Below are 20,882 nucleotides of genomic sequence, written 5' to 3'. Positions count from 1 at the left end.
TGCCGCACGGGGCGGCGGAGGCGAGGGGCTGCCGATGTGCCGCGGGAAGGCGTTGGTCTCGGCCAGGCGCGCGCGCCTCGCCAGCGCACCTGGTGCCGCGTTGGCGCACTGCGCACCGCTCAACCGCGCCAGGCCTCGGCGAGCACGTCGCAGCTGCGGATGCGGTCCTCCAGGTCCCAGGTCTCGGTCATGATGGCGAGCTCGTCGCCCCGGGTGCGTGCGGCGAGCGCCGCGCCGAACGCGGGCGAGCCGAGGATGAAGACGGGAACCTCGCCGCCCTGGCCGGGAAGGGCCCGGGCTCGCTGGTCCGGGCAGCTGCGGCGTGGACGTGCCAGCCACCCCCACCAGGCCGGAGCGTTCCCGTTCCCGGTCCATTGCCACCGGCCGGCGCGATGGCGTGGGATCGGTCCTGCGCAACTGGTACCGATCCCGGAGACTGCGGCCATGACCTCCAGCGAAGCGACCTCCTCCAGCGACGAGGCCGAGCTGATCCGCCGGCAAGCCCTCGCCCTGCTCGCCACCGCCCAGAACGGGCTCACCTACGCGCGGGACCCCTACGACCGGGACCGGTACGAACAGGTGCGGCGTTCCGCCGAGGAGCTCATGGAGCTCGTCAGCGACGGCGGAGCCGAGCAGGTGCACCGGATCGTCGCGCTCGACTCCGGCTACGCGACTCCGAAAATCGATGTGCGGGGCGGTCTCTTCGGCGGTGACGGCGAGGTGTTGCTCGTGCAGGAGCGCTCCGACGGCCGCTGGACCCTGCCCGGCGGCTGGTGCGACGTGCTGGAATCCCCCTCCGAGGCGGTCGCGAAGGAGGTGCGGGAAGAAGCCGGCATCACCGTCGACGTGGACAAGCTGGTAGCCGTGCTGGACCGCGAAAAGCAGGGGCACCGGCCGCATTTCGCCTTCCACGTGCACAAGTTCTTCTTCCTGTGCCGGCAGCGGGAGCGGTTCGCGCTCGACTCGGTCGAAACCTCGTCCGCGGACTGGTTCCCCCTCGACGCGCTCCCGCCGCTGTCGCACTCGCGGGTCCTCGAAACGCAGCTGCACCTGATGCACCGCCACTGGCGGGACCGGACGCTGCCCGCGGAGTTCGACTGACCCCGGTCCCTACTCGCCCCCAGCACCGCCGCGCAGCGCCTCGGGGTCGCCGTAGGTGACCATCCAGTGCGGTTCGAGCCGGTAGTAGACGACGTCGCCCCAGTTCAGCGGCGAGTCCCCGTAGTGCCCGGTGAGGTGCTCCAGCACCGCGGGCCACTGCGGGTCCTCCGGCCCCTCGTCCGGGTTGAGGGTCTCGGCCGCGCCGTGGGCGAACACCCCGAGCTGCTCACCGCGCATGTGCGCGACGCTCGCCGCGGGGCGCGCGCGGAGGTGCGCGGCCTTCGCGGCCGACCTCGCGGTGCCGAAGATCCACCTGCCGTGCAGGAAGTGGCCGTCGACGCCGCTGATCCGCGGCTCGCCCCGGGCGGTCACCGTGGAGAGCGCGAGGGTGCACGTGCCCGTGGCGACCGCCACGAGCTGCCGCGCCGTGAAGGTGCTCCCACCAGTGACGATGGAGCGCAGGTGGTCGGTCGAGCGGGCCAGTGAGGCGTCGAGCAGCTGCTGGAGCTCGTCGAGCTCGGCTTCGGTCTCGTACATGCCGCACATCCTGCCGGAGACCGCCGACAGTTCCGGGTCGGCGAACCGCTCGTGTTGAACAGCGACCTCACGGGCGGATGTTCTGGTTCAGGTGGAAGAGGTTGTGCGGATCGTACTTCCGCTTCACCCCGACCAGTCCGTCGTAGTTGCCCTTGTAGTTCGCCCGGATCCGGTCCTGGTCGTCACCGGCCATGAAGTTGACGTATCCGCCTTCCTCGGAGTGCGCCGCGGTCGCGGCGTAGTAGTTCCGGACCCAGTCGATGTTGGCCTCGTTGTCCGCGGGGTCGGGCCACATTCCCGCGATCACGGTCGCGAAGTTCGCGCCCCGGTACGCGAAGGCGGTGGCATCCGCTGCGACCCGGTGGCACGCCCCGTCGATCGGGTAGATGTGCACCGTTGAGTTCACGGCGGGCACCTTCGGCCCGTACTGGACGTGGGCGGCGATCACCGCGTCGGTCAGTTCGTCGACGAAGTTGGCCTTCCAGTAGTGCTGGAGCCCCGGTGGGACGAGCGCGTCGAACGCGCTGTTGAGCATCGGATACGGCATCGGGCCGACGTGTTCGGCTACGACCGGGGCGATGTCGTGCAACGGCCGCACGGCGCTCGGGCCTTCTTCCACCGGTCCTGACCAGCACACCACGACGGCCATCAGCGTGTCGCCGTGCCGCTCCTCCGGGATGAAGGGCAGCGGTGGTGCGATCTGGAACGCGGGGAACGCGCCGAGCTGCTCCGGGGCATCGGCGATGAACTCGCGGAAGGACCGCAGCACGTTCGACGCCTGGTCGATGTCGAAGAAGATCGGACCGCCGTAGATGTCGCCCACCGGGCTGAGCCGGTACTCGAACGAGGTCACCACTCCGAAGTTGCCGCCACCACCTCGCAGCGCCCAGAACAGGTCTGCGTGCTGCCGCTCGTCGGCCACGACCAGCTCGCCGTCCGCGGTGACGACATCGGCGGAGACCAGGTTGTCGCAGGACAGGCCCTGGCCGCGGGCCAGGTAACCGATGCCGCCGCCGAGGGTGAGCCCACCGATGCCGGTGGTGGAGACGATGCCCCCGGTGGTGGCCAGGCCGAACGCGTGCGTTGCTGCGTTGAAGTCGCCCCAGGTCGCGCCGCCCTCGGCCCGTGCGGTGCGGTTCGCCGGGGATACTCGCACGCCGCGCATCGGCGTCAGGTCGACGACGATGCCGTCGTCACAGGTCCCGAATCCGGGAACGCTGTGCCCTCCGCCCCGTACGGCGAGGTCGACCCCCTCCTCGCGCGCGTAGTCGACGGCGGCCATGACGTCTCCGGCGTTGGCGCACTGCGCGATCACGTGCGGCCGGCGGTCGACCATGCCGTTGTGGACGAGGCGGGCCCGGTCGAAGTCCTCGTCCTGCCGGCTGATCACTCTTCCGTGGACGCGTTCCCGCAGCTTCTCGATCGTGATCGTCCGCATCAGTACCACCTCCCGGAACGCCCGTGCACTTCACGGTCGGCCGCACCCCGGTAGTCGGACAGAGGAATAGGACCCGGATGTCTGCGACAACGGGATGCAGCGGGGCGGGCGTTCGGTGCGTGCCAGGCAGGACGGGGCCATCGCCGGCTGGAACGCGTCCTACCGGGCAACGGTCCCGCCTCAGCGGGGAGGGGCGAACGGCCCCAGGGGCGGTTTCCGCAGGAGTGCCGCGGTGATCGCTGCGCGCAGCTCGGCCGCAGCGCCCTGCGAACCCCGCGGGACGAGCCTCGTCGCGACGGCACGGCTCCGCCCCCGCGGGGCGGAACCGGTCACGCCGATGCGAGGACCGCTCGACGCGCCCTGCTCAGCCCGGCGATCCGTCGATCACCTCCTCGAAATCGTCCCCGCGGTCCGGCATCCGCCGGGTAGGTTGATCAGTCCGGTCGGACGGGGGCCGGCGGTTCCGCTGGGCGTCGCCGCCGCGCGGCCGTTCGGGGAGGGGAGCGCAGCAGGAGCACGGCCGACTCGGGGACCGGGAGCGCGGCGCAGTTCGAGGACCACCGTGATCAGTGCTTCGCCGCGGCGTACCGGATGCTCGGCAGCGTGGCCGACGCGGAGGACGACCTGGCTGCGCTGGTCCGGCGGCGACCGCTCGGAGGTCACCGCGCCGGGGGCCTACCTGGTGCGCACCGCGACGCGCCTGGCGCTGGACCGGTTGCGGGCGCTGCGGGCCAGGCGCGAGTCGTACGCGGGGCAGTGGCTGCCGGAACCCGTGATCACCGCGCAGGCCGGGGAGGGCGCGGCCGAGCCCGCGCTGCGCTCCGGGTCCGCTTCGACGGCCGTCCTGGTGGTGCTGGAGGCGCTGGCACCGGCCGAACGCGCGGTGTTCGTGCTGCGGGAGGTCTTCGGCTTTCCCCACGAGGAGATCGCGGCCACCCTCGGGCGCTCGACGGCGGGCGTGCGGCAGCTCGCCCACCGGGCGCGCGAGCACGTGCGGGCGCGCCGCCCGCGGTTCGACGCCGACCGGCAGACCCGGCGCCGGGTGACGGAGCGCTTCCTGGACGCCTGCCGCGGCGGCGATCTCACCGCGTTGCTGGCGGAGGTCGCGCTCGTCAGCGACGGCGGTGGCAGGGCGAAGTCGGCGCGCAACCCCGTCCGCGGGGCCGGCAGGTCCGACACCGGGGTCGAGCGCCCTCCTCCCGCGGCTGTAGGCTCGGATGAACGCGCGGCGTCCCCGGTCGTCGGCGCGCCGGGCAGATCGGCGCGGCCGCCGGGGGAGGGGAGTTCCGCGCTCCGGACGAGTTTGAGCGGTTCCTCGCCGCGGGGTGCGCCTCGGCGGCGGGCCGCCGCTGCTCCCGCGGTCCGAAACGGACCCGCAGCGCCGTCGGAGCCGCCGAGCCACCGCGACCGCGGCGCGAACCGCCCGATGCCGCCCCGCCCGCCGTTGTTCCCGCCCGCAGGGAGGATGCCGCCAGTGAGCGCCCGTTTCGAAGAACTCGACTGGCGCGGGACGCCGATCGGCCTGATCAGCCTGCGCCGCCGCTGGGACCGCTCCCTCGACAGGGACGTGCACGAGATCAAACTGGACGACGAGTTCCTCATGTCCAGCGCGTTCACCACGGCGGAGGTCGAACTCGCGCGGCTCGGCCTGGCCGCCTCTTCCGCCGCCGAGCTCGACGTCGTCGTCGGAGGGCTCGGGCTCGGCTACACCGCCCGGACCGCCCTGGAGGATCCGCGGGTGCGCTCGCTGCACGTGGTGGAGTCCCTCGGGGAGGTCATCGAGTGGCACCGGCGCGGTCTGCTGCCGCTGGGCGAGGAGCTGACCTCCGATCCGCGGACCCGCCTGGTGCACGGGGACTTCTTCGCGATGGCCGGTGGCAGCTCCGGGTTCGACGCCGAGGCACCGGGGCGGCGGTTCCACGCCGTGCTCCTGGACATCGACCACTCGCCGGCGCACGTGCTGGATCCGAGCCACGCCTGGCTCTACGAGGCCGCGGGTCTGCGCCGGCTCGCCGGCCACCTCCACCCGGGCGGGGTTTTCGCGCTGTGGTCGGACGATCCGCCGCAGCAGGAGGTCACGGCAGCGCTCGCGGAGGTGTTCGCCACCGCGCAGGCCCACGTCGTCGCGTTCCGCAACCCCTACACCGGGGGCGAGGCCAGCAACACCGTCTACACGGCAGTTCTGCGGAGCTGACGGGTCCGCGGATCGGCTGACGTCGGAGGTCGGGTGGGGAACCTCCGGCTCCCAGCTGCCCCCGACCTCCCAGCTGCCCCCGACCACCCTCCCCGGGACAGGGGCAGCCCCGCGGGCTGTCCTCGCGAGGCCAGCGCCGGAGAACCCCCGTCGGGTCGGTCTGCGCGCGTGGGGCGGAAGCGGCTGCGCCGCTTGCCCGACGGAGCGCCGCGTCCGAAGGGGACGGATCAGTCCTCTTCGGACGCGATGGGCCTACCGCTCGCTCCCGCGCCCGTACGACTCGTAGTGCACGCGCTCTTCGAGCGGGGTGCGGCTGCGCCAGCCGTGCCGCTCCAGGTCGGGGGCATCGGCCATCCGGTGCACCGGGCCGAGGCACAGCCAGGCGACGGGGCGCACCGTCGCGGGGATGTCCAGCAGCCCCCGCAGGAACTCCTCGCGGTAGAAGCTCACCCAGCCGACGCCGAGGTCCTCGGCGGTGGCGGCCAGCCACAGGTTCTGGATCGCCAGGCACACCGAGTACAGCCCGGCGTCGGCGATGGCGTGCCGGCCGAGGACGGCGGGGGCGCCGCGCTCCGGGTCGTAGGTCACGACCACGCTCAGCGTCGATTCGAGGATCCCCTCGACCTTGATCTTGGAGAAGGTCTCCGCGCGTTCCCCCTCGAGCTCGGCGGCGAAGACGTCGCGCTCGGCGAGCACGTGCTCGCGGAAGGAGCGCTTCGTGGCCTCGTCCTGCACGAGGACGAAGTCCCAGGGCTGCGAGAGGCCGACGCTCGGCGCGCTGTGCGCGGCGGTGAGCACCCGGTGCAGCACGTCCGGGTCGAGGGGTTCGCCGGTGAACTCGGCGCGCACGTCCCGGCGCCGGTTGATCACGTCGTACAGGTCGGTGCCCGGTCCGGTGTCGTCCAGCCGCGGCGGTTCTTCTCGTGCGGTCATCGCCGACCATCCTGCCCCGTCGCGCGGTGCCTCCGACCCGGGGCGTCCTGGTGATGCCCGCCACCTGCCGCCGGTGGTGGCGCCCGCCGCTGGCGGGGTGCGGTGCCCGGTCGGGACGTGCCCTGCCCGACCGGGCACCGCGAGGGGCCGCCGCGCGGCCGGGACCTGCGTTCCGGGTCCGCTCGGACGCGGTCACCGCACCGCCGGCGACCCTCCGCCCGGGGAACTGCCGGAGTTGCTCCCCGGGGCGGCACGTGCCCGCGGTGGAGCCGCGGGCGGGGTCGCGCTCCCGTCCTGTTCAGCGGGGTTTCGGGCTGGGGTAGGGCAGCAGCGCCATCTCCCGCGCGTTCTTGATGGCCCGGGCGACTTCGCGCTGCTGCTGGGCGGTCAGCCCGGTCACCCGCCGCGAGCGGATCTTGCCGCGGTCGGAGAGGAACTTCCGCAGCAGCGCGGTGTCCTTCCAGTCCACGCGGGTGACGCCCTCCCGCGCGAGCAGGTTCGGTTTGCGCCGCGGGCGGCGTTGCGGAGGGGCCATCGTTACCAGCTCGCTTTCGTGACGCCGGGCAGTTCGCCCGCGTGGGCCTTTTCGCGCAGGCGGATGCGGGACAGGCCGAACTTGCGGAAGTGGCCGCGGGGGCGGCCGTCGACCGCGTCGCGGTTGCGCACCCGGGTGGGGCTGGCGTCGCGGGGTTGGCGCTGCAGTTCGCGCTGGGCCCGCTCCTGCTGCTCCGGCGTGGTGTCCGGCGCCGAGATGATGCGCTTCAGCTCGGCGCGGCGCTGCGCGTAGCGGGCGACGATCTCGCGCCGCTGCTGGTCGCGGACGATCTTCGACTTCTTGGCCACGGTGCTCCTCGTTTCAGCGTTCCTCGCGGAACTCGACGTGCCTGCGGACGACGGGGTCGTACTTGCGCAGCCGCAGCCGGTCCGGTGTCCTGCGGCGGTTCTTCCGGGTGACGTAGGTGAAGCCGGTTCCGGCGCTGGAGCGCAGTTTCACGATCGGTCGCTGTTCGGTGGCGGCCATCAGACGCGCTCCCCCCGCTTCCGCATCCGGGCGACGATCGCCTCGATGCCGTGCCTGTCGATCGTCTTCACGCCTTTGGTGGACACGCGCAGGCGGATCCAGCGGCCTTCGGACGGCAGCCAGTAGTGCCGCCGCTGCAGGTTGGGTTCCCAGCGCCGGCGCGTGCGGCGGTGGGAGTGCGAGACGTGGTTGCCGTACCCGGGCACGCGCCCGGTCACTTGGCACCGCTTCGACATGACCTACCTCTCGATAATGACATCCATTTTCATCTATGCTCGGGATCAGGATAGCGTGTCCACCAGCAGATGAAAACCATTACCGATTGGGGTGGGGATGGGACCGTCCGAGGACCAGCGCACGCCGCTGCTCGTGGTCGCGGGGATGCATCCCGAGCAGGTCGCGTCGACCGCCGAGGCGGTGCGCGCCGACACCGGCGCCGTGCTCGTGCACCACGACCTCGGCGCGCTCTCCGACGGCCTGGTGCGGCGCACGGTGCGCCGCGGCGACCTCGGCGAGACGACCGCGCTCGAACTCGTGCACGGGTGCGTCTCCTGCACGCTGCGCGAGGACCTGCTGCCGCTGCTGCGCCGGCTCGCCGACGAGCCGGACGTGACCAGCATCGTCCTCCGGCTCGACCCGGCGCTCGACCCGGAGGCGCTGTGCTGGGCGCTGACCCGCGTCGAGCTCGACGGGCGCGGCCTGGAGCACGACATCGCCATCGGCGCCGTGCTGTGCGTCGTCGACCTGCCGAGCTGGCTCGACGACGCCACCGGCACCGAGGAGCTCGCCGAGCGCGGCCTCGGCGCCGCGGCCGAGGACGAACGCACCGTCGCCCAGCTCGCCGTCGGGCAGGCCGAGTTCGCCGACGCGCTCGTGCTGGCGGGCCGCGCGGTCGAACCCTGGCAGCAGGCCCGCACCGAAGCGGTGCTGCGGCGGGTCGCGCCGAGCGCGACCTGGGGCGTCCTCGAACGGCTCGACGTGCCCGAGCTGCTCGGACGGCTGCCCGCCGCGGCGCGCCGCGGGGAGGTCGACGGGGCGTTCGGACCGCTGCTGCGCGGCCAACCGCCGTTCGAACCGGACGCCGGGGTCTCGCTGCTGCTGTTCGAGCAGCGCAGGCCGTTCCACCCGGAACGGCTGCACGCGGCGGTCGACGCGCTGCTCGAGGGCGTCGTGCGCGCACGCGGACGCGTGTGGCTGGCCACCCAGCCCGACGACGCGCTGTGGATCGAATCCGCGGGCGGCAGCCTCGGCGTCGCGCACGCCGGGCCGTGGGTGGCCGCGCTCGACGCCGGGCAGCGCGCCGAGCTCGACTCCGAGCGCTACCTCAAGGCCTCGCTGAGCTGGGACGAGCGCTACGGCGACCGGGTGCAGGAGCTCGTGGTGATCACCCACGACACCGACCCGGAGGACGTCGACCGGGCGCTGCACCGGGCCCTGCTCACCGACGCCGAGCTCGCCGCCGGGCGCGAGGGCTGGGCCGCCTACTCCGACCCGTTCGGCACGTGGCACGCCGACCCCTGCGGTGAGGATCCGGCGATCCGGGCCGCCGAGGCGGCCGAGTCCGACGGCGAGGGCTGAACGGCGGGAGTGAGACAGCGCACCACCCGACACGCGCGCGGACCCTTCTCAGGTGGTTCTCAGGGCGAGGCGCAACACTGGTGGGCATGCGCATCCTCGTCGTCGACGACGATCGTGCCGTGCGCGAATCGCTGCGCCGGTCGTTGCGGTTCAACGGCTACCAGGTGGAACTGGCCGCGGACGGCCAGCAGGCGCTGGACCAGTTGGCGCAGGAGCGGCCGGACGCCATGGTCCTGGACGTCATGATGCCCCGCGTGGACGGGCTCGAAGTGGCGCGGCGCCTGCGCAGCACCGGTGACGACATGCCGATCCTCGTGCTCACGGCACGCGAGGCGGTCTCCGACCGGGTCGCCGGGCTCGACGCGGGTGCGGACGACTACCTGCCGAAGCCGTTCGCCCTGGAGGAGCTGATGGCGCGGCTGCGGGCGCTGCTGCGCCGCGCCACCCCGCCCGAGCACCCGCAGGACGCGCCGCCCGCGGCGCTGCGGTTCGCCGACCTCGAGCTCGACCCGGGCACCCGCGAGGTGCGGCGGGGCGAGCGGCCGATCAGCCTGACGCGCACGGAGTTCGCCCTGCTGGAGCTGCTCATGGGGCATCCGAAGCAGGTGCTGACCCGCAGCCGGCTGCTGGAGGACGTCTGGGGCTACGACTTCCCGACCTCCGGCAACGCGCTCGAGGTCTACATCGGCTACCTGCGGCGCAAGACCGAGGCGGAAGGGGAACCCCGCCTGATCCACACGGTGCGCGGGGTCGGCTACGTGCTGCGCGAGACGCCGCCGTGACCGGGCCCGCTCCCCCTCCCCCCGACCTCACCGGCACGGACCGCATCCCCCGCCCGCGGGCGCACTTCCAGCGGGTGTCGCTGCGCAACCGGGTCACCTGGCTGGCGGCGATCTGCGTGGCCGGTGCCGTGGCGCTGGTGTCCGTGGCCGCGTTCGTCACCGTGCGCGACAGCCTGTACCAGCAGCTGGACAACTCGCTGACCGAGCGCGCGGTGCAGGCCGCCGAAGGCCCGCTGGTGCAAACGCCCGACCTGCAGCGCATGCCGGCCGCGTTCCTGTCGGCGACGAACATGCGGATGAGCGTGCTCTTCGCCGACGGCGGCGAGGTCTCCGCGGGCAAGCGCCCGCCGACGAGCGGCGACGAGCTGGCCGTGGCGCACGGCCAGGTCCGGCGGTCGCTGCGCACCGACCAGGCGACGAACCACCGCGTCGTGGCCGTGCCCGCGGGGGACGGATCGGCGCTGGTGCTGTCGACCTCGCTGCGGCCGACGCAGCAGACCCTGGCGCAGCTGTCCGTGGTGCTCGTCGTCATGGGCGGCGCGGGCATCCTGCTGGCCGCCGCGGCCGGGACGACCGTCGCCCGCGCCGGCCTGCGCCCCGTCCAGCGGCTCACCGCCGCGACCGAGCGCGTCGCCGCCACCGGTGACCTGCAGCCGATCCCCGTCAGCGGCGACGACGAGCTCGCGCGGCTGACCACGAGCTTCAACGGCATGCTCGGGGCGCTGGCCGAGTCGCAGGAGCAGCAGCGCCGCCTGGTCGCCGACGCCGGGCACGAACTGCGCACCCCGCTGACCTCGCTGCGCACGAACCTCGAACTGCTCATGGCCGAGTCGCAGCCCGGTGCGCCGCAGCTGTCCGAGGAGGACCGCGAGGAGATGTTCGCCGACGTGCGGGCCCAGCTGTCCGAACTGTCCGCGCTCGTCGGCGACCTGGTGGAGCTGGCCCGCGAGGACGCGCCGCAGGCGGTGCACGAGCCGGTGGAGCTCAGCGAGGTCGTCGAGCGCGCCCTGGCGCGGGCCCAGCGGCGCGCGCCGCGGGTGCGCTTCGAGGTGAGCACCCGCCCGTGGCTGCTGCTCGGCGATGCCACGGCCCTGGAGCGCGCCGTGCTCAACCTGCTGGACAACGCGGCGAAGTGGAGCCCCGAGGAGGGGCAGGTGCGCGTGGACCTGCGCGCCGAGGCGGACACCGGGTTCGCTGCGCTGGAGGTGGCCGACAGCGGGTCGGGCATCGCGCCGGCCGACCGGCCGCACATCTTCGAGCGGTTCTACCGGTCCTCGGAGTCGCGCCCGCTGCCCGGTTCGGGGCTGGGGCTGTCGATCGTGAAGCAGGTCGCCGAGCGGCACGGCGGGCACGTCTGGGCCGGGGACGCGCCGGACGGCGGTGCGCTGCTGCACGTGTCCCTGCCCGGCAGCCCTCCGGAGAGCCAACAGTAACGAACAACATCGCACGTCGTAGGTGTCCTGCGCCTGCGGGCATCCCCGGGTGGTGCGGGTGTGCCGCGGGAGGGTAGTGTTCGATTCTGTTGGATTGAGTTCCGTGGAGGAGATTCGGGGGTGGGTGTGCTCGCGCGGCAGCGGCAGGACGCGATCCTCGAGGAGGTCCGGCACAGCGGTGCGGTCCGCGTCAGCGAACTCGTGCGCCGCTTCGGCGTGTCCGACATGACCGTCCGCCGCGACCTGGACGCGCTGGCGCGGCGCGGGTTCGTCGAGAAGGTCTACGGCGGCGCCACCGCCGGATCGGGCAACAGCACCGACGAACCCGGGTTCGAGGCCAAGTCCGTCCGGCAGCCCGGGGAGAAGGAGGCGATCGCGCGGCTGGCCGCGCAGCAGGTCGAACCCGGCAGCGCCATCGGGGTCACCGCGGGCACCACCACGTGGACGCTGGCGCGCCACCTGGCCGACATCGCCGAGCTGACCGTGGTGACCAACTCGGTGCGCGTGGCCGAAACCCTGTGGCGCCTCGGCCGCTCGGACCAGAGCGTCGTGCTCACCGGCGGGGAGCGCACCCCCTCCGACGCGCTCGTCGGCCCGGTCGCCACCGGAGCGCTGCGCTCGGTGCACCTGGACCTGGTGTTCCTCGGGGTGCACGGCATGGCTGCCTCCGCGGGGTTCACCACCCCCAACCTCGCCGAGGCCGAGACCAACCGGGTCTTCGCGCGGGCGGCCGCGCGGCTGGCGGTGCTCGCCGACAGCTCCAAGTGGTCGACCGTCGGTTTCTCCACGATCGTGGAGCTCGCGGAGGTGGACCTGCTCGTCAGCGACACCGGCCTGGACGAGGAGGCGGTGACCGCGCTGCGCGAGGAGATCCCGGACGTGCAGCTCGCCGACGGAGCGGCCGCAGGCACCGGGGAGGCGGGTTCCGCCGGCCCCGGCGAGGACGCCGCACGGGGAACGGAGGACGAGTGAAGCGCACGGCACGACAGCTGGCCGACGGTCGGGAGATCATCTACTTCGACCACGACGAGGCCCCGGAGCGCCTCGCCGCCGACTCCCGCGACCTGCCCGCCCAAGCCCCGGCGGGCGAGGTGCGGCAGGACCCGCTGAGCGGGGAATGGGTGGCGATCGCGGCCCACCGCCAGTCCCGCACCTACAAGCCGCCGGCCGACGCCTGCCCGCTGTGCCCGAGCGCGCCCGGCAAGCCCACCGAGGTCCCGGAGGGCGACTACGACGTCGCGGTGTTCGAGAACCAGTTCCCCTCGTTCTCCCGCGCCGTCAGCGAGGACGTGCCCGCGACGGTCGACGGCCAGCCCGCGGTGCCGAGCGCACCGGCGCGCGGTCGCTGCGAGGTCGTGTGCTTCACCTCCGACCACGGATCCGCGTTCGCCCGGTTGAGCCAGCAGCACGCGCGGCTCGTCGTCGACGCCTGGGCCGACCGCACCGCGGCGCTCGACGCCAGCCCGGGCGTGGAGGAGGTGTTCTGCTTCGAGAACCGCGGCGAGGAGATCGGCGTGACCCTGCACCACCCGCACGGGCAGATCTACGGCTACCCGTTCGTCACGCCCCGCACGCAGCGGCACCTGGCCACCGCGCGGGAGTACTACGAACGGCACGGGCGCCACGTGCAGGGCGACGTGCTCGCCGCCGAGCGGGAGAGCGGGCGTCGCGTGATCACCAGCTCGGAGCACTGGACGGCGTTCGTGCCCGCCGCGGCGCGCTGGCCGGTCGAGGTGCACGTGGTGCCGCACCGCCGCGTGCCGGACCTGCCCGCGCTCACCGCTGCCGAGCGCGACGACTTCGCCGCGCTCCACCTCGACGTGCTCGGCCGGCTCGACGCGCTCCACGACCGCCCGCTGCCGTACGTGGCAGGATGGCACCAGGCGCCCGCGAACACCGGCAGGGACCTGGCGTGGCTGCGGCTCGAGCTGTTCTCCGTGCGCCGCTCGGCGGACAAGCTCAAGTACCTGGCCGGGTCGGAGTCGGGCATGGCCGTGTGGATCAACGACGTTACCCCGGAACGCATCGCGGAGCGCCTGCGTTGACCGGCGCGGGAGTCCTCGGTTCTGCTGGCGCAGCGGGTCGCGGGGACCCCGGTTCCCCGGCCGCCCCGGCCTCCCGGCTGCTCCCCGTCATCGCCGCGAGGTCGTAACCCGGTCCACAGAGCCAGCTCAGGCGGTTCTCAGGCGCGTATCGCAGAGTGGAGACATGACCGACCACAGCCCGGACGAATCTCGCCGCGAAGATCAACCGATCGAGGGTCAGGACGGGCCCTGGCAGTCCGAGAGCTCTTCCTCCGCCTCCGAGGCGGGGGAGGTGTCGGGGAGCGGCCAGCCCGAGGCCGGGACGGCGCCGCACGGACCCGGGTGGTCCGGAGCGCACCCCGGTGACCAGCAGGGCGGTCCCCAGGGAACCGGCCACCCCGGCGCCTACCAGGGCGCCCCGCAGGACAGCGGGTACCAGGGCGGTGCTCCGCAGGGCAGCACCTACCAGGGCGGCTACCCGCACCCGGTTCAGCAGCCGTACCCGGCACAGCAGCCGTACCCGGGCCAGCAGTACCCGGGGCAGCAGCCGTACCCGGGGCAGCAGCCAGGGCCGTACGACGGGACCCAGCCGCAGGCCTACCCGGGAGCGGAGGGCTGGCAGCAGCCCGGCTACGCGCCGATGCCGCCGGTCGGCACCTCGCAGCAGCCGGGCGGGCGCAGGAAGTCCGGACGCGCCGGCCTGTTCGCCGTGGTCGGGGCCCTGGCCCTGGTCGCCGTGCTCGTCAGCGGCGGGGCCGGCGGATACGTCGGCTACCGGCTGGGCTCCGACAGCGCCTCCACCGGCACGAGCTCGCTGAACGCGCCGCGCCCGGCGCGCAGCGCCAGCGACGCCCCCGCCGGCTCCGTGCAGGCGGTGGCGCAGAAGGTGCTGCCGAGCGTGGTGCAGCTGCAGACGAGCTCGATGCGCGGGTCCGGCGAGGGGTCCGGCATCGTGCTCAGCGAGGACGGCTACATCCTCACGAACAACCACGTCGTCGAGGGCGCCGAGGCGGGCGCGCGGGTCACCGCCCAGTTCCACGACCAGCGCTCGGCCCCGGTGAAGGTCGTCGGCACCGACCCGAAGTCGGACCTCGCCGTGGTCAAGGCCGACATCACCGGGCTGACCCCGGCCGAGCTGGGCCGCAGCGACGACCTGAAGGTGGGGTCGCAGGTGGTGGCGATCGGCTCGCCGTTCGGGCTGTCCGGCACGGTCACCAGCGGCATCGTCAGCGCGAAGAACCGGCCGGTGCGCGCCGGCGGGGAGAGCGGCAGCCAGGCGAGCGTGATGAACGCGATCCAGACGGACGCGGCCATCAACCCCGGGAACTCGGGCGGACCGCTGGTGGACAAGGACGGCCGCGTGGTGGGCATCAACTCCGCGATCTACAGCCCCGGCAGCGGCATGACCCAGCAGCAGGCCGGTTCGGTCGGCCTGGGCTTCGCGATCCCGATCGACCAGGCGAAGCAGATCGCCCAGCAGCTGATGCAGGACGGTTCCGTCACGCACGCGAACCTCGGCGTGACCATCACCCCGGCGCGCGGCGGCGGGGCCCAGATCGTCGAGGTGCACGACGGCGCCCCCGCCAGCAAGGCCGGGGTGAAGCGCGGCGAGGTCATCACCAAGCTGGGCAACCGGACCATCGAGGACCCGGACACGTTGATCGCCGCGGTGCGCTCGCACAACCCCGGCGACACGGTGAAGCTCACCCTGTCCCGGGGCGGCGGGGACACGCGCACGGTCGAGGTCACACTGGGCGGTTCCCAGTGAGGCGCGACCCGTGCGACGCGCGGAACAGGGAGAACGCAGACATGACGCAGCGAACGCAGCAGGACGGACCGCGGTCTGTCGCCGATGTCACCGACTGGGACCTGACCGGCGCCTCCACCGCCACTACTGTGACGAGCATGGAACGCAGCGCGCAGCGGTTGGGGCGGGCCCTCGTCGTGGTCGTCGACGATCGAGTCGCCCACGCGGAGCAGGACGACAACATCGGCCCCTTGGTCACCGAACTCCTCGAGGAGAACGGGTTCATCGTCGACGGCACCGTGGCCGTGGCGGGGGAGACCGTGGAGATCAGGAACGCGTTGAACACCGCGGTGATCGGCGGTGTCGACGTGGTCATCACCGTCGGCGGCACGGGGGTCTCACCGCGGGACGTCACCCCGGACGCCACCTCGGGGGTGCTGGACCGGCCGGTCCCGGGCATCGCCGAGGCGCTGCGCGGTTCCGGCCTGGCGGCGGGCGCGGTCGACGCGGGGATCTCCCGCGGCCTGGCCGGGGTGTCGGGCAGCACGCTCGTGGTGAACCTGGCCGGCTCCCGCGAAGCCGTCCGCGACGGCATGGCCACGCTCCGACCGCTGGTCACGCACGTGATCGAGAATCTCTCCGGCGTGTAGTCGGGCGAGCGCGGCGGCGCACGGCCGCATCGACCAGCGCGGCGCGGGACGTCCTCCGGGGCGTCCCGCGCCGTCGTTCGCGGGCCCGCTGTCGTGCTGGAGCGGTGCCGCCCGCGCCGTTCGCGGCGCGGGCGTCGCCTGCGTCACTGCGACTTCGGCGGTTCGGTGCGGCCGGAGTCGCCCTCGGAGCCGCGGTCGCGGTCGGTGGCGTCCTGACCGCTGTCGGCCCGGTTCGTGCCGGATTGCCCGGTGCCGGACTCGCCGGTGCTGGACTGCCCGGTGCCGGACTGCCCGGTTCCGGACTCACCCGTGCCGGACTGCCCCTCCTGCGAGCCCTCCGACTGGTGGCGGTTGATGAAGCCCTGCACCTGACCGCTCGCCTTGTCGATCTTGTCCTGGTACTTGCCGCCGGTGGCCTTGTTCAGCTGCTCCTTGGCGCTGTCGATGCCCCTGTTGGCGCTCGGCCCGGCCTTGTCGGCCGCTTCCCCGGCCTTGCCGCGCGCCTGCTGGGCGAGGTGCTTGGCCTTGTCCAGAAAGCCCATCTGCTTCCTCCCGCTGTTTCGGTCGATGCGGTGCTCCAGCGGTGCCGAGTGGATGCGCACCCCCGGTGTCCGCACGTGTTCGTCGTGTCACCGATGATGTCATCACCGGCGCGAACCGGGAAATCACCGCTCGCCGCGGTGCGGCACCGCCCGGTGCGCCGCCGGGATCCAGCAGAACGGGGGCAGAATGGGAAGCATGGCGAACCAACGCCCGAACACCCCCTCCGGCGGCGGGAGCGCTGCGCACGGCGGTGCCGGTGCTCCCGCCGGTGGGGACTCCGCCGCCGGAGGTGCGGAGGCTCCCCGGCGACGCGCGGTGGAGCGCTCGCGGCGGCGCCGGCAGCTCGACCGGATCTTCGGCAGCGTCCTGCCCGAGGACGCCGCGGACGACCGCGGCAGCACCGCCGCCGGCGACGACTGGTACCGGCAGAACCGCCCGCCGCACCACGACCCGCGCTGAGCGGGCGGTCCCGGCGCGGTGCGGGAACGCACCGGTGTCCGCAACGGACATTTCCGTCCGGTGTGGAGTTTCCGGGTGGTCTCCGGTGCCGCCCGATGGCCAGCCCGCGGACTCGCTCAGCGCAGCGCCACGGTGACCGATTCCCGGGCCGAGGCCGCGGCGACGGCCGCTGCCGACCCCCGTGGCAGCCCGACCAGCACCATCCGCTCGGCCGAGTCGCGGGTGTCCGGCGCGCGGACGGCCAGCACCGGGGCGTTCTCCGCGAGCACCGCCGGTTCCGCGGCGTGCGCGGCGCTGACGAGGTCGACCCGGTGTCCGGGGTCGAGGAACGTCGCCACCGCCGGGTCGGCGAGCCTGATCGGGACCGCGGCGCTGTCCGGATCGCCGGTGCTCGCGCGCGTGGCCGCGGGTCCGAGCAGGCGCACGTCGGTGATCGCCTCACCGGCCCGCACCGGTGTGGCCGGGGTGCGGCCCAGCACCCGCTCGGGCCGGGTGAACGCGCCGTGCGGGAGGGCTCCGCCGGGCACGGCTCGGCGGGTGAGGTCGGTGCGCGTCAGCGGCTCTCCCGGTGGGAGGTCGCGCGCGGCCGCGAGCACGTGCGCGCGCCCGTCCGGTTGCGCGCTCGGGACGAAGGCGAGCACGCCCGAGCAGCACAGCAGCAGCACCGCCGCGATGCGCCGCGCGGTGTGCAGGCGTGGCCCGGTGAGCACCAGCCGCGCGGTGCGGAGCTTGCCCACCAGCCGCGCGTGCGGTGCTTCGGCCGTCCCGCGCGCCTCGGACATCCGTTCCCCCTTCCGCCGTCGGACGCGTCCGAAGCTACGGGGGTGCGGGCAGCCGTGTCAGCTTCTTCACCGCCACTTGTGGACAACTCGGCGCCCTGTGGACGACCAGCGGGAGCGGTGCCCCTCCGCAGGGACACCTCGCAGGGGGAGACTGGCCACACGATCGGGGGTGGTCGCAGCGGTGCGTCAGGCAAGCGGCGCAGCCGCTTCCTCGCCGCGCGCGCAGAGCGACCTGCCGGAGGTTCCCCCGAGCGCTGCGCCGGCCGAGCCGCTGGTTCTCCAGGGGTCGGGAAGGCGTCAGCGCCGAGGAGCAGGCGGCACCGGGACCGGTGTCAGGACGAGGAGGACGCCGAGGAGGACGAGGACGCGGCCGCCTTCGAGGAGGAGTTCGAACCGCTGGAACCGGAACCGCTGTCCGACCCGCTCGACCCGCTCGACCCGTTCGAGCCGCTCGACCCGCCGGAGTCCGAACCGGACCCCGCGGAGCCGGACTCGGAGGAGTCGGACGAGTTCGCGGTCGAGCCCGAGTCGCCGCTGCTCGAGGTGGACCCGTTGTTGCCGTTGGAGCGGTTGTCGGTGCGGTAGAAGCCGCTGCCCTTGAACACCACGCCCACGGAGTTGAACAGCTTGCGCAGCCGGCCGGTGCACTCCGGGCACTCGGTGAGGGAGTCCTCGCTGAACGACTGCACCCGCTCGAAGTGGTGATCGCACTGGGTGCACGCGTACTGGTAGGTGGGCACGGCGTTACCTCCGACATCCGTATTGGCACTCTCCGCGTGGGAGTGCCAACACGATAATGCGTCACCCTCCTCCGCGGTGCAATCGCATCTACGTCACACACCGGCAGCGGTGTCGGCGGGCTCACGCCGCTCCAGCGGCAACCGCACCACGCCGCGCCGCGGCGTGAGCACCCCGTGCATCCGCACGTCGTGCTCCTCGCCCGGCAGCTCCGGCACGAACTCCTCGTCCCGCACCACCGCGACCAGCTCGGCCCCCGGAGCGGCCAGCGGCAGCGAACGGTCGTAGAACCCGGCCCCGCGGCCCAGCCGCGTCCCGCGGTGGTCCACGGCCAGCGCCGGGACGATCAGCGCGCCCGCCTGCCCGAGCGCCTCGGCCCCGAGGTGCTCACCGGCGGGTTCGAGCAGTCCGTAGGTGGCGGGCCGCAGGCTGTCCGGACCGGTGTACTCGGCCCAGTCCAGCGGACGCCCCCGCACCACGATCGGCACGAGCACGCGGTGCCCCTCCCGGAGCAGGGACTCCAGCAGCTCGGTCGAACCGGGCTCGTCGCCGACGGGGACGTACGCGGCGACCGTGGTGACCGACTTCTCAGCCAGCCACTCCCCCACGTGCCCCGTCAACGCCGCGGCCTCGGCCGATCGGGTGGACGTGTCGAGTTCGCCGCGCCGCTGCAGCAGGTGGTCCCGCCATGCGGACTTGGGCGTTGCGGATTTTCCCGGTGCGCTCACAGCCCCACTGTAGGGGTGGCCGATAGGCTGCGGTGATATGAGCATGCCCGCACCGATTCGAACCGCAATCGTTCCCGCGGCAGGCCTGGGCACGCGGTTCCTCCCAGCCACGAAGTCCGTGCCCAAGGAACTGCTGCCGGTCGTGGACACGCCCGGCATCGAACTCGTCGCGAACGAGGCCGCCGACGCGGGAGTGCGGCGTCTGGTGGTCGTGACGGCCCCGGAGAAGCGCGCCGTCGTCGAGTACTTCCAGCCGCAGCCCGAGCTGGAGGGCACGCTGCGCGAGCGCGGCAAGGACAAGCTGGCCGAGAGGGTCCGGCACGCCTCCGAGCTCATCACCGCCGAGGCCGCCGTGCAGGAGGAAGCGCTCGGCCTCGGGCACGCCGTGGCCTGCGCCGAGGCCAATCTCGGCGGCGAGGACGACGCGGTGGCCGTGCTGCTGCCCGACGACCTCGTCCGCCCGCACGGGGTGCTCGACCGGATGGCCGAGGTCCGCGCGCGCCACGGCGGCAGCGTGCTGTGCGCGTTCGAGGTCCCGCGCCAGCAGGTCTCCTCCTACGGCGTGTTCGACGCCGAGGACACCGATGCCGAGGACGTGAAGCGGGTGCGGGCCATGGTGGAGAAGCCCGACCCGGAGCGCGCGCCCTCCACGCTCGCCGCCGCGGGCCGCTACCTGCTGGACCGGGCGGTCTTCGACGCGCTGCGGCGGATCGAACCGGGTGCCGGTGGCGAGCTGCAGCTGACCGATGCCGTAGCGTTGTTGATCTCAGAGGGGCATCCGGTGCACGTCGTCGTCCACCGAGGTGAGCGACACGACGTGGGAAATCCCGGCGGTTTCCTCAAGGCCGCGGTGGACTTCGCGTTGGACGATCCGGAGTACGGCGCGGATCTGCGGGAATGGCTGGTGCGCCGGTTGGCCCAGTGAAGCACGCGGTACCGGCGGACCCCGGGCACGCGGGAGGTCGACACCCATGAGGTCAGTGGACGAGCAGCTCGCACGTGTACTCACTGCGGCCGTGCGGCCCGCCCCGGTGCGGGTCGGGATATGCGACGCGCAGGGCATGCTGTGCGCGGAGGAGGTGGTCGCCGAGCACGCGCTGCCCGGTTTCGACCAGGCCGCCGTCGACGGCTACGCGCTGCGCAGCGTCGACGTGCGCGCGGCGGCGGAGGAGCCACCGGTGCTGCCGGTCGTCGGCGAGATCGCCGCCGGCTCGACCCACCCGCACCGGCTGCAGCCGGGGCAGGCGGCCGCCGTGGCGACCGGAGCTCCGCTGCCGACCCTGGCCGACGCGGTCGTCCCCCTGGAGCAGGTCGAGCAGCACGCGGACAAGATCGGGGTGCTGCACCCGGTCCCGTCCCGCGCGTACGTCCGCCGGACGGGTGAGGACGTGCAGCCGGGGGACGTCGCGGTGCACCGCGGCGCGCCGATCGGTCCCGCCCAGGTCGGGCTGCTCGCGGCCGTGGGGCGGGAGAAGGTGCTCGTCCACCCCCGACCGCGCGTGTCGGTCATCTCGCTCGGCGAGGAGCTCGTCGACGTCGACCGCACCCCCGGGCAGGGCCAGGTCTACGACGTCAACTCCTACGCGCTGGCGGCCGCGGCCCGCGACGCCGGCGCCGACGTCACCCGCGTCGGCGCGCTCGGCGGGGACCCCCGCCGGTTGCGCGAGGTGGTCGAGGGGCGGCTGCTGCTGTCCGAGGTCGTGGTCATCGCCGGAGGGGGCGGCGCGGGCGACGAGAAGGTGCGCACCGCGCTGTCCGACCTGGGGGAGCTGGACCTGGCGCGCGTGGCGATGCAACCCGGCTCGGTGCAGGGCTTCGGCCGCCTCGGGCCGGACCGGGTGCCGACGTTCGTGCTGCCGTCCAACCCGGTCAGCGCGCTGGCCGTGTTCGAGGTGATGGTGCGGCCGATGATCCGCTCCGCGCTCGGCAAGGCGAACCCGCACCGGCGCACCGTCGCGGCCACGCTGCTGTCACCGCTGAGCTCGCCCGCGGGGCGGCGGGGCTACGTCCGCGGGCAGCTGCTGCGCGATCCGCACAACGGCAGCCACCACGTGCAGCCGGTCGGCACCTCCGGGGTGCACCTGCTGGCCACGCTGGCCGAGGCGAACTGCATGATCGTCATCGACCCCGACGTGACGGAGATCGACGCGGGCGAGCAGGTCGACGTCCGGTTCCTGTCCGTCCGCTCGTGAGG

Annotated in this window: 24 protein-coding genes; 12 read left to right on the top strand and 12 right to left on the bottom strand. The window is 73.5% G+C overall.

Translation table 11 applies throughout. From position 1 onward, the window contains the following. Nucleotides 1-119: 119 nt before the first annotated feature. Nucleotides 120-446 carry a hypothetical protein gene (locus tag ACYVJE_RS02020; protein ID WP_461142993.1) on the bottom strand — a complete coding sequence of 109 codons (327 nt, stop codon included), beginning with the start codon at nucleotides 444-446 and terminating at the stop codon, nucleotides 120-122. On the opposite strand from ACYVJE_RS02020, the gene ACYVJE_RS02015 reads away from it, so the two are divergent. Then, the gene (locus ACYVJE_RS02015; protein WP_461142992.1) at nucleotides 445-1,101 is read left to right on the top strand and encodes an NUDIX hydrolase; all 657 of its coding nucleotides are present in this window, start codon (nucleotides 445-447) and stop codon (nucleotides 1,099-1,101) included. The two genes, ACYVJE_RS02020 and ACYVJE_RS02015, sit on opposite strands and share 2 nt — an antisense overlap. Before the next feature lie 9 nt (nucleotides 1,102-1,110). On the opposite strand, the gene ACYVJE_RS02010 is transcribed toward ACYVJE_RS02015, so the two are convergent. Both ACYVJE_RS02010 and ACYVJE_RS02005 read right to left on the bottom strand, forming a co-directional pair. After that, a complete protein-coding gene (locus tag ACYVJE_RS02010) occupies nucleotides 1,111-1,638 on the bottom strand; it encodes a pyridoxamine 5'-phosphate oxidase family protein (RefSeq protein WP_461142991.1) in 528 nt (175 codons plus the stop codon). Between the two features lie 67 nt (nucleotides 1,639-1,705). Continuing rightward, nucleotides 1,706-3,076 carry an FAD-binding oxidoreductase gene (locus ACYVJE_RS02005; RefSeq protein ID WP_461142990.1) on the bottom strand — a complete coding sequence of 457 codons (1,371 nt, stop codon included), beginning with the start codon at nucleotides 3,074-3,076 and terminating at the stop codon, nucleotides 1,706-1,708. 562 nt (nucleotides 3,077-3,638) lie between these two features. Here ACYVJE_RS02005 and ACYVJE_RS02000 point away from each other — a divergent pair. Next, nucleotides 3,639-5,270 (top strand): sigma factor-like helix-turn-helix DNA-binding protein, encoded by a 1,632-nt coding sequence (locus ACYVJE_RS02000; protein ID WP_461142989.1) that lies wholly within the window; start codon nucleotides 3,639-3,641, stop codon nucleotides 5,268-5,270. A 252-nt stretch (nucleotides 5,271-5,522) separates the two neighbouring features. Here the strand turns inward: ACYVJE_RS02000 and bluB are convergent, their stop codons facing one another. From bluB to rpmB, 5 genes are all read right to left on the bottom strand, one after another. Beyond that, nucleotides 5,523-6,203, bottom strand: a complete 681-nt coding sequence (gene bluB / locus ACYVJE_RS01995; protein ID WP_461142988.1) for a 5,6-dimethylbenzimidazole synthase — start codon at nucleotides 6,201-6,203, stop codon at nucleotides 5,523-5,525. A 298-nt stretch (nucleotides 6,204-6,501) separates the two neighbouring features. After that, nucleotides 6,502-6,738 carry a 30S ribosomal protein S18 gene (rpsR, locus tag ACYVJE_RS01990; RefSeq protein ID WP_459158230.1) on the bottom strand — a complete coding sequence of 79 codons (237 nt, stop codon included), beginning with the start codon at nucleotides 6,736-6,738 and terminating at the stop codon, nucleotides 6,502-6,504. Between the two features lie 2 nt (nucleotides 6,739-6,740). Then, on the bottom strand, nucleotides 6,741-7,046 hold the full coding sequence (gene rpsN / locus ACYVJE_RS01985; RefSeq protein ID WP_461142987.1) for a 30S ribosomal protein S14: 306 nt from the start codon (nucleotides 7,044-7,046) through the stop codon (nucleotides 6,741-6,743). Nucleotides 7,047-7,059: 13 nt separating this feature from the next. Beyond that, nucleotides 7,060-7,224: a 50S ribosomal protein L33 gene (gene rpmG / locus ACYVJE_RS01980; RefSeq protein WP_459158232.1), complete on the bottom strand. Its 165-nt coding sequence runs from the start codon at nucleotides 7,222-7,224 to the stop codon at nucleotides 7,060-7,062. Continuing rightward, nucleotides 7,224-7,460: a 50S ribosomal protein L28 gene (rpmB, locus tag ACYVJE_RS01975; RefSeq protein ID WP_461142986.1), complete on the bottom strand. Its 237-nt coding sequence runs from the start codon at nucleotides 7,458-7,460 to the stop codon at nucleotides 7,224-7,226. The genes rpmG and rpmB overlap by 1 nt, the downstream gene beginning before the upstream one ends. Before the next feature lie 97 nt (nucleotides 7,461-7,557). On the opposite strand from rpmB, the gene mrf reads away from it, so the two are divergent. The 7 genes from mrf to ACYVJE_RS01940 all read left to right on the top strand — a co-directional run bounded on the left by mrf (nucleotide 7,558) and on the right by ACYVJE_RS01940 (nucleotide 15,438). Beyond that, on the top strand, nucleotides 7,558-8,802 hold the full coding sequence (mrf, locus tag ACYVJE_RS01970; protein ID WP_459158234.1) for a ribosome hibernation factor-recruiting GTPase MRF: 1,245 nt from the start codon (nucleotides 7,558-7,560) through the stop codon (nucleotides 8,800-8,802). An 86-nt stretch (nucleotides 8,803-8,888) separates the two neighbouring features. Further along, nucleotides 8,889-9,584 (top strand): response regulator transcription factor, encoded by a 696-nt coding sequence (locus ACYVJE_RS01965; protein WP_459158235.1) that lies wholly within the window; start codon nucleotides 8,889-8,891, stop codon nucleotides 9,582-9,584. Then, nucleotides 9,581-11,017, top strand: a complete 1,437-nt coding sequence (locus ACYVJE_RS01960) for a HAMP domain-containing sensor histidine kinase (RefSeq protein ID WP_459158236.1) — start codon at nucleotides 9,581-9,583, stop codon at nucleotides 11,015-11,017. Before ACYVJE_RS01965 ends, ACYVJE_RS01960 begins: the two co-directional genes overlap by 4 nt. 126 nt (nucleotides 11,018-11,143) lie before the next feature. Then, nucleotides 11,144-11,989, top strand: a complete 846-nt coding sequence (locus ACYVJE_RS01955; RefSeq protein WP_461143152.1) for a DeoR/GlpR family DNA-binding transcription regulator — start codon at nucleotides 11,144-11,146, stop codon at nucleotides 11,987-11,989. Then, nucleotides 11,986-13,062 carry a galactose-1-phosphate uridylyltransferase gene (gene galT, locus ACYVJE_RS01950; RefSeq protein WP_461142985.1) on the top strand — a complete coding sequence of 359 codons (1,077 nt, stop codon included), beginning with the start codon at nucleotides 11,986-11,988 and terminating at the stop codon, nucleotides 13,060-13,062. Before ACYVJE_RS01955 ends, galT begins: the two co-directional genes overlap by 4 nt. A 163-nt stretch (nucleotides 13,063-13,225) precedes the next feature. Next, nucleotides 13,226-14,809: a S1C family serine protease gene (locus ACYVJE_RS01945; RefSeq protein WP_461142984.1), complete on the top strand. Its 1,584-nt coding sequence runs from the start codon at nucleotides 13,226-13,228 to the stop codon at nucleotides 14,807-14,809. A 137-nt stretch (nucleotides 14,810-14,946) separates the two neighbouring features. Then, entirely contained in the window at nucleotides 14,947-15,438 is a 492-nt protein-coding gene (locus ACYVJE_RS01940; RefSeq protein WP_459159899.1) for a MogA/MoaB family molybdenum cofactor biosynthesis protein, read from the top strand. 143 nt (nucleotides 15,439-15,581) lie between these two features. On the opposite strand, the gene ACYVJE_RS01935 is transcribed toward ACYVJE_RS01940, so the two are convergent. After that, on the bottom strand, nucleotides 15,582-15,980 hold the full coding sequence (locus tag ACYVJE_RS01935) for an antitoxin (protein WP_461142983.1): 399 nt from the start codon (nucleotides 15,978-15,980) through the stop codon (nucleotides 15,582-15,584). A gap of 196 nt (nucleotides 15,981-16,176) precedes the next feature. On the opposite strand from ACYVJE_RS01935, the gene ACYVJE_RS01930 reads away from it, so the two are divergent. Further along, the gene (locus ACYVJE_RS01930; RefSeq protein ID WP_461142982.1) at nucleotides 16,177-16,440 is read left to right on the top strand and encodes a hypothetical protein; all 264 of its coding nucleotides are present in this window, start codon (nucleotides 16,177-16,179) and stop codon (nucleotides 16,438-16,440) included. Between the two features lie 116 nt (nucleotides 16,441-16,556). On the opposite strand, the gene ACYVJE_RS01925 is transcribed toward ACYVJE_RS01930, so the two are convergent. The 3 genes from ACYVJE_RS01925 to ACYVJE_RS01915 form a co-directional block, all read right to left on the bottom strand. Next, complete coding sequence (locus tag ACYVJE_RS01925) at nucleotides 16,557-17,222, bottom strand: SAF domain-containing protein (RefSeq protein ID WP_461142981.1); 666 nt, start codon at nucleotides 17,220-17,222, stop codon at nucleotides 16,557-16,559. A 332-nt stretch (nucleotides 17,223-17,554) separates the two neighbouring features. Beyond that, the gene (locus tag ACYVJE_RS01920; protein ID WP_461142980.1) at nucleotides 17,555-17,962 is read right to left on the bottom strand and encodes an FmdB family zinc ribbon protein; all 408 of its coding nucleotides are present in this window, start codon (nucleotides 17,960-17,962) and stop codon (nucleotides 17,555-17,557) included. A gap of 93 nt (nucleotides 17,963-18,055) precedes the next feature. Continuing rightward, nucleotides 18,056-18,688, bottom strand: coding sequence for a 5-formyltetrahydrofolate cyclo-ligase (locus ACYVJE_RS01915; protein ID WP_461142979.1), 633 nt, complete (start codon nucleotides 18,686-18,688; stop codon nucleotides 18,056-18,058). Nucleotides 18,689-18,725: 37 nt separating this feature from the next. Here ACYVJE_RS01915 and ACYVJE_RS01910 point away from each other — a divergent pair, with 37 nt between their 5' ends. Then, nucleotides 18,726-19,613 (top strand): UTP--glucose-1-phosphate uridylyltransferase, encoded by an 888-nt coding sequence (locus ACYVJE_RS01910; protein ID WP_461142978.1) that lies wholly within the window; start codon nucleotides 18,726-18,728, stop codon nucleotides 19,611-19,613. Between the two features lie 46 nt (nucleotides 19,614-19,659). After that, nucleotides 19,660-20,880 carry a molybdotransferase-like divisome protein Glp gene (gene glp / locus ACYVJE_RS01905; RefSeq protein ID WP_461142977.1) on the top strand — a complete coding sequence of 407 codons (1,221 nt, stop codon included), beginning with the start codon at nucleotides 19,660-19,662 and terminating at the stop codon, nucleotides 20,878-20,880. Nucleotides 20,881-20,882 lie beyond the last annotated feature (2 nt).

This window comes from Salinifilum aidingensis (assembly GCF_054782015.1).
This window is presented reverse-complemented; position numbering and strand designations above follow the sequence as displayed.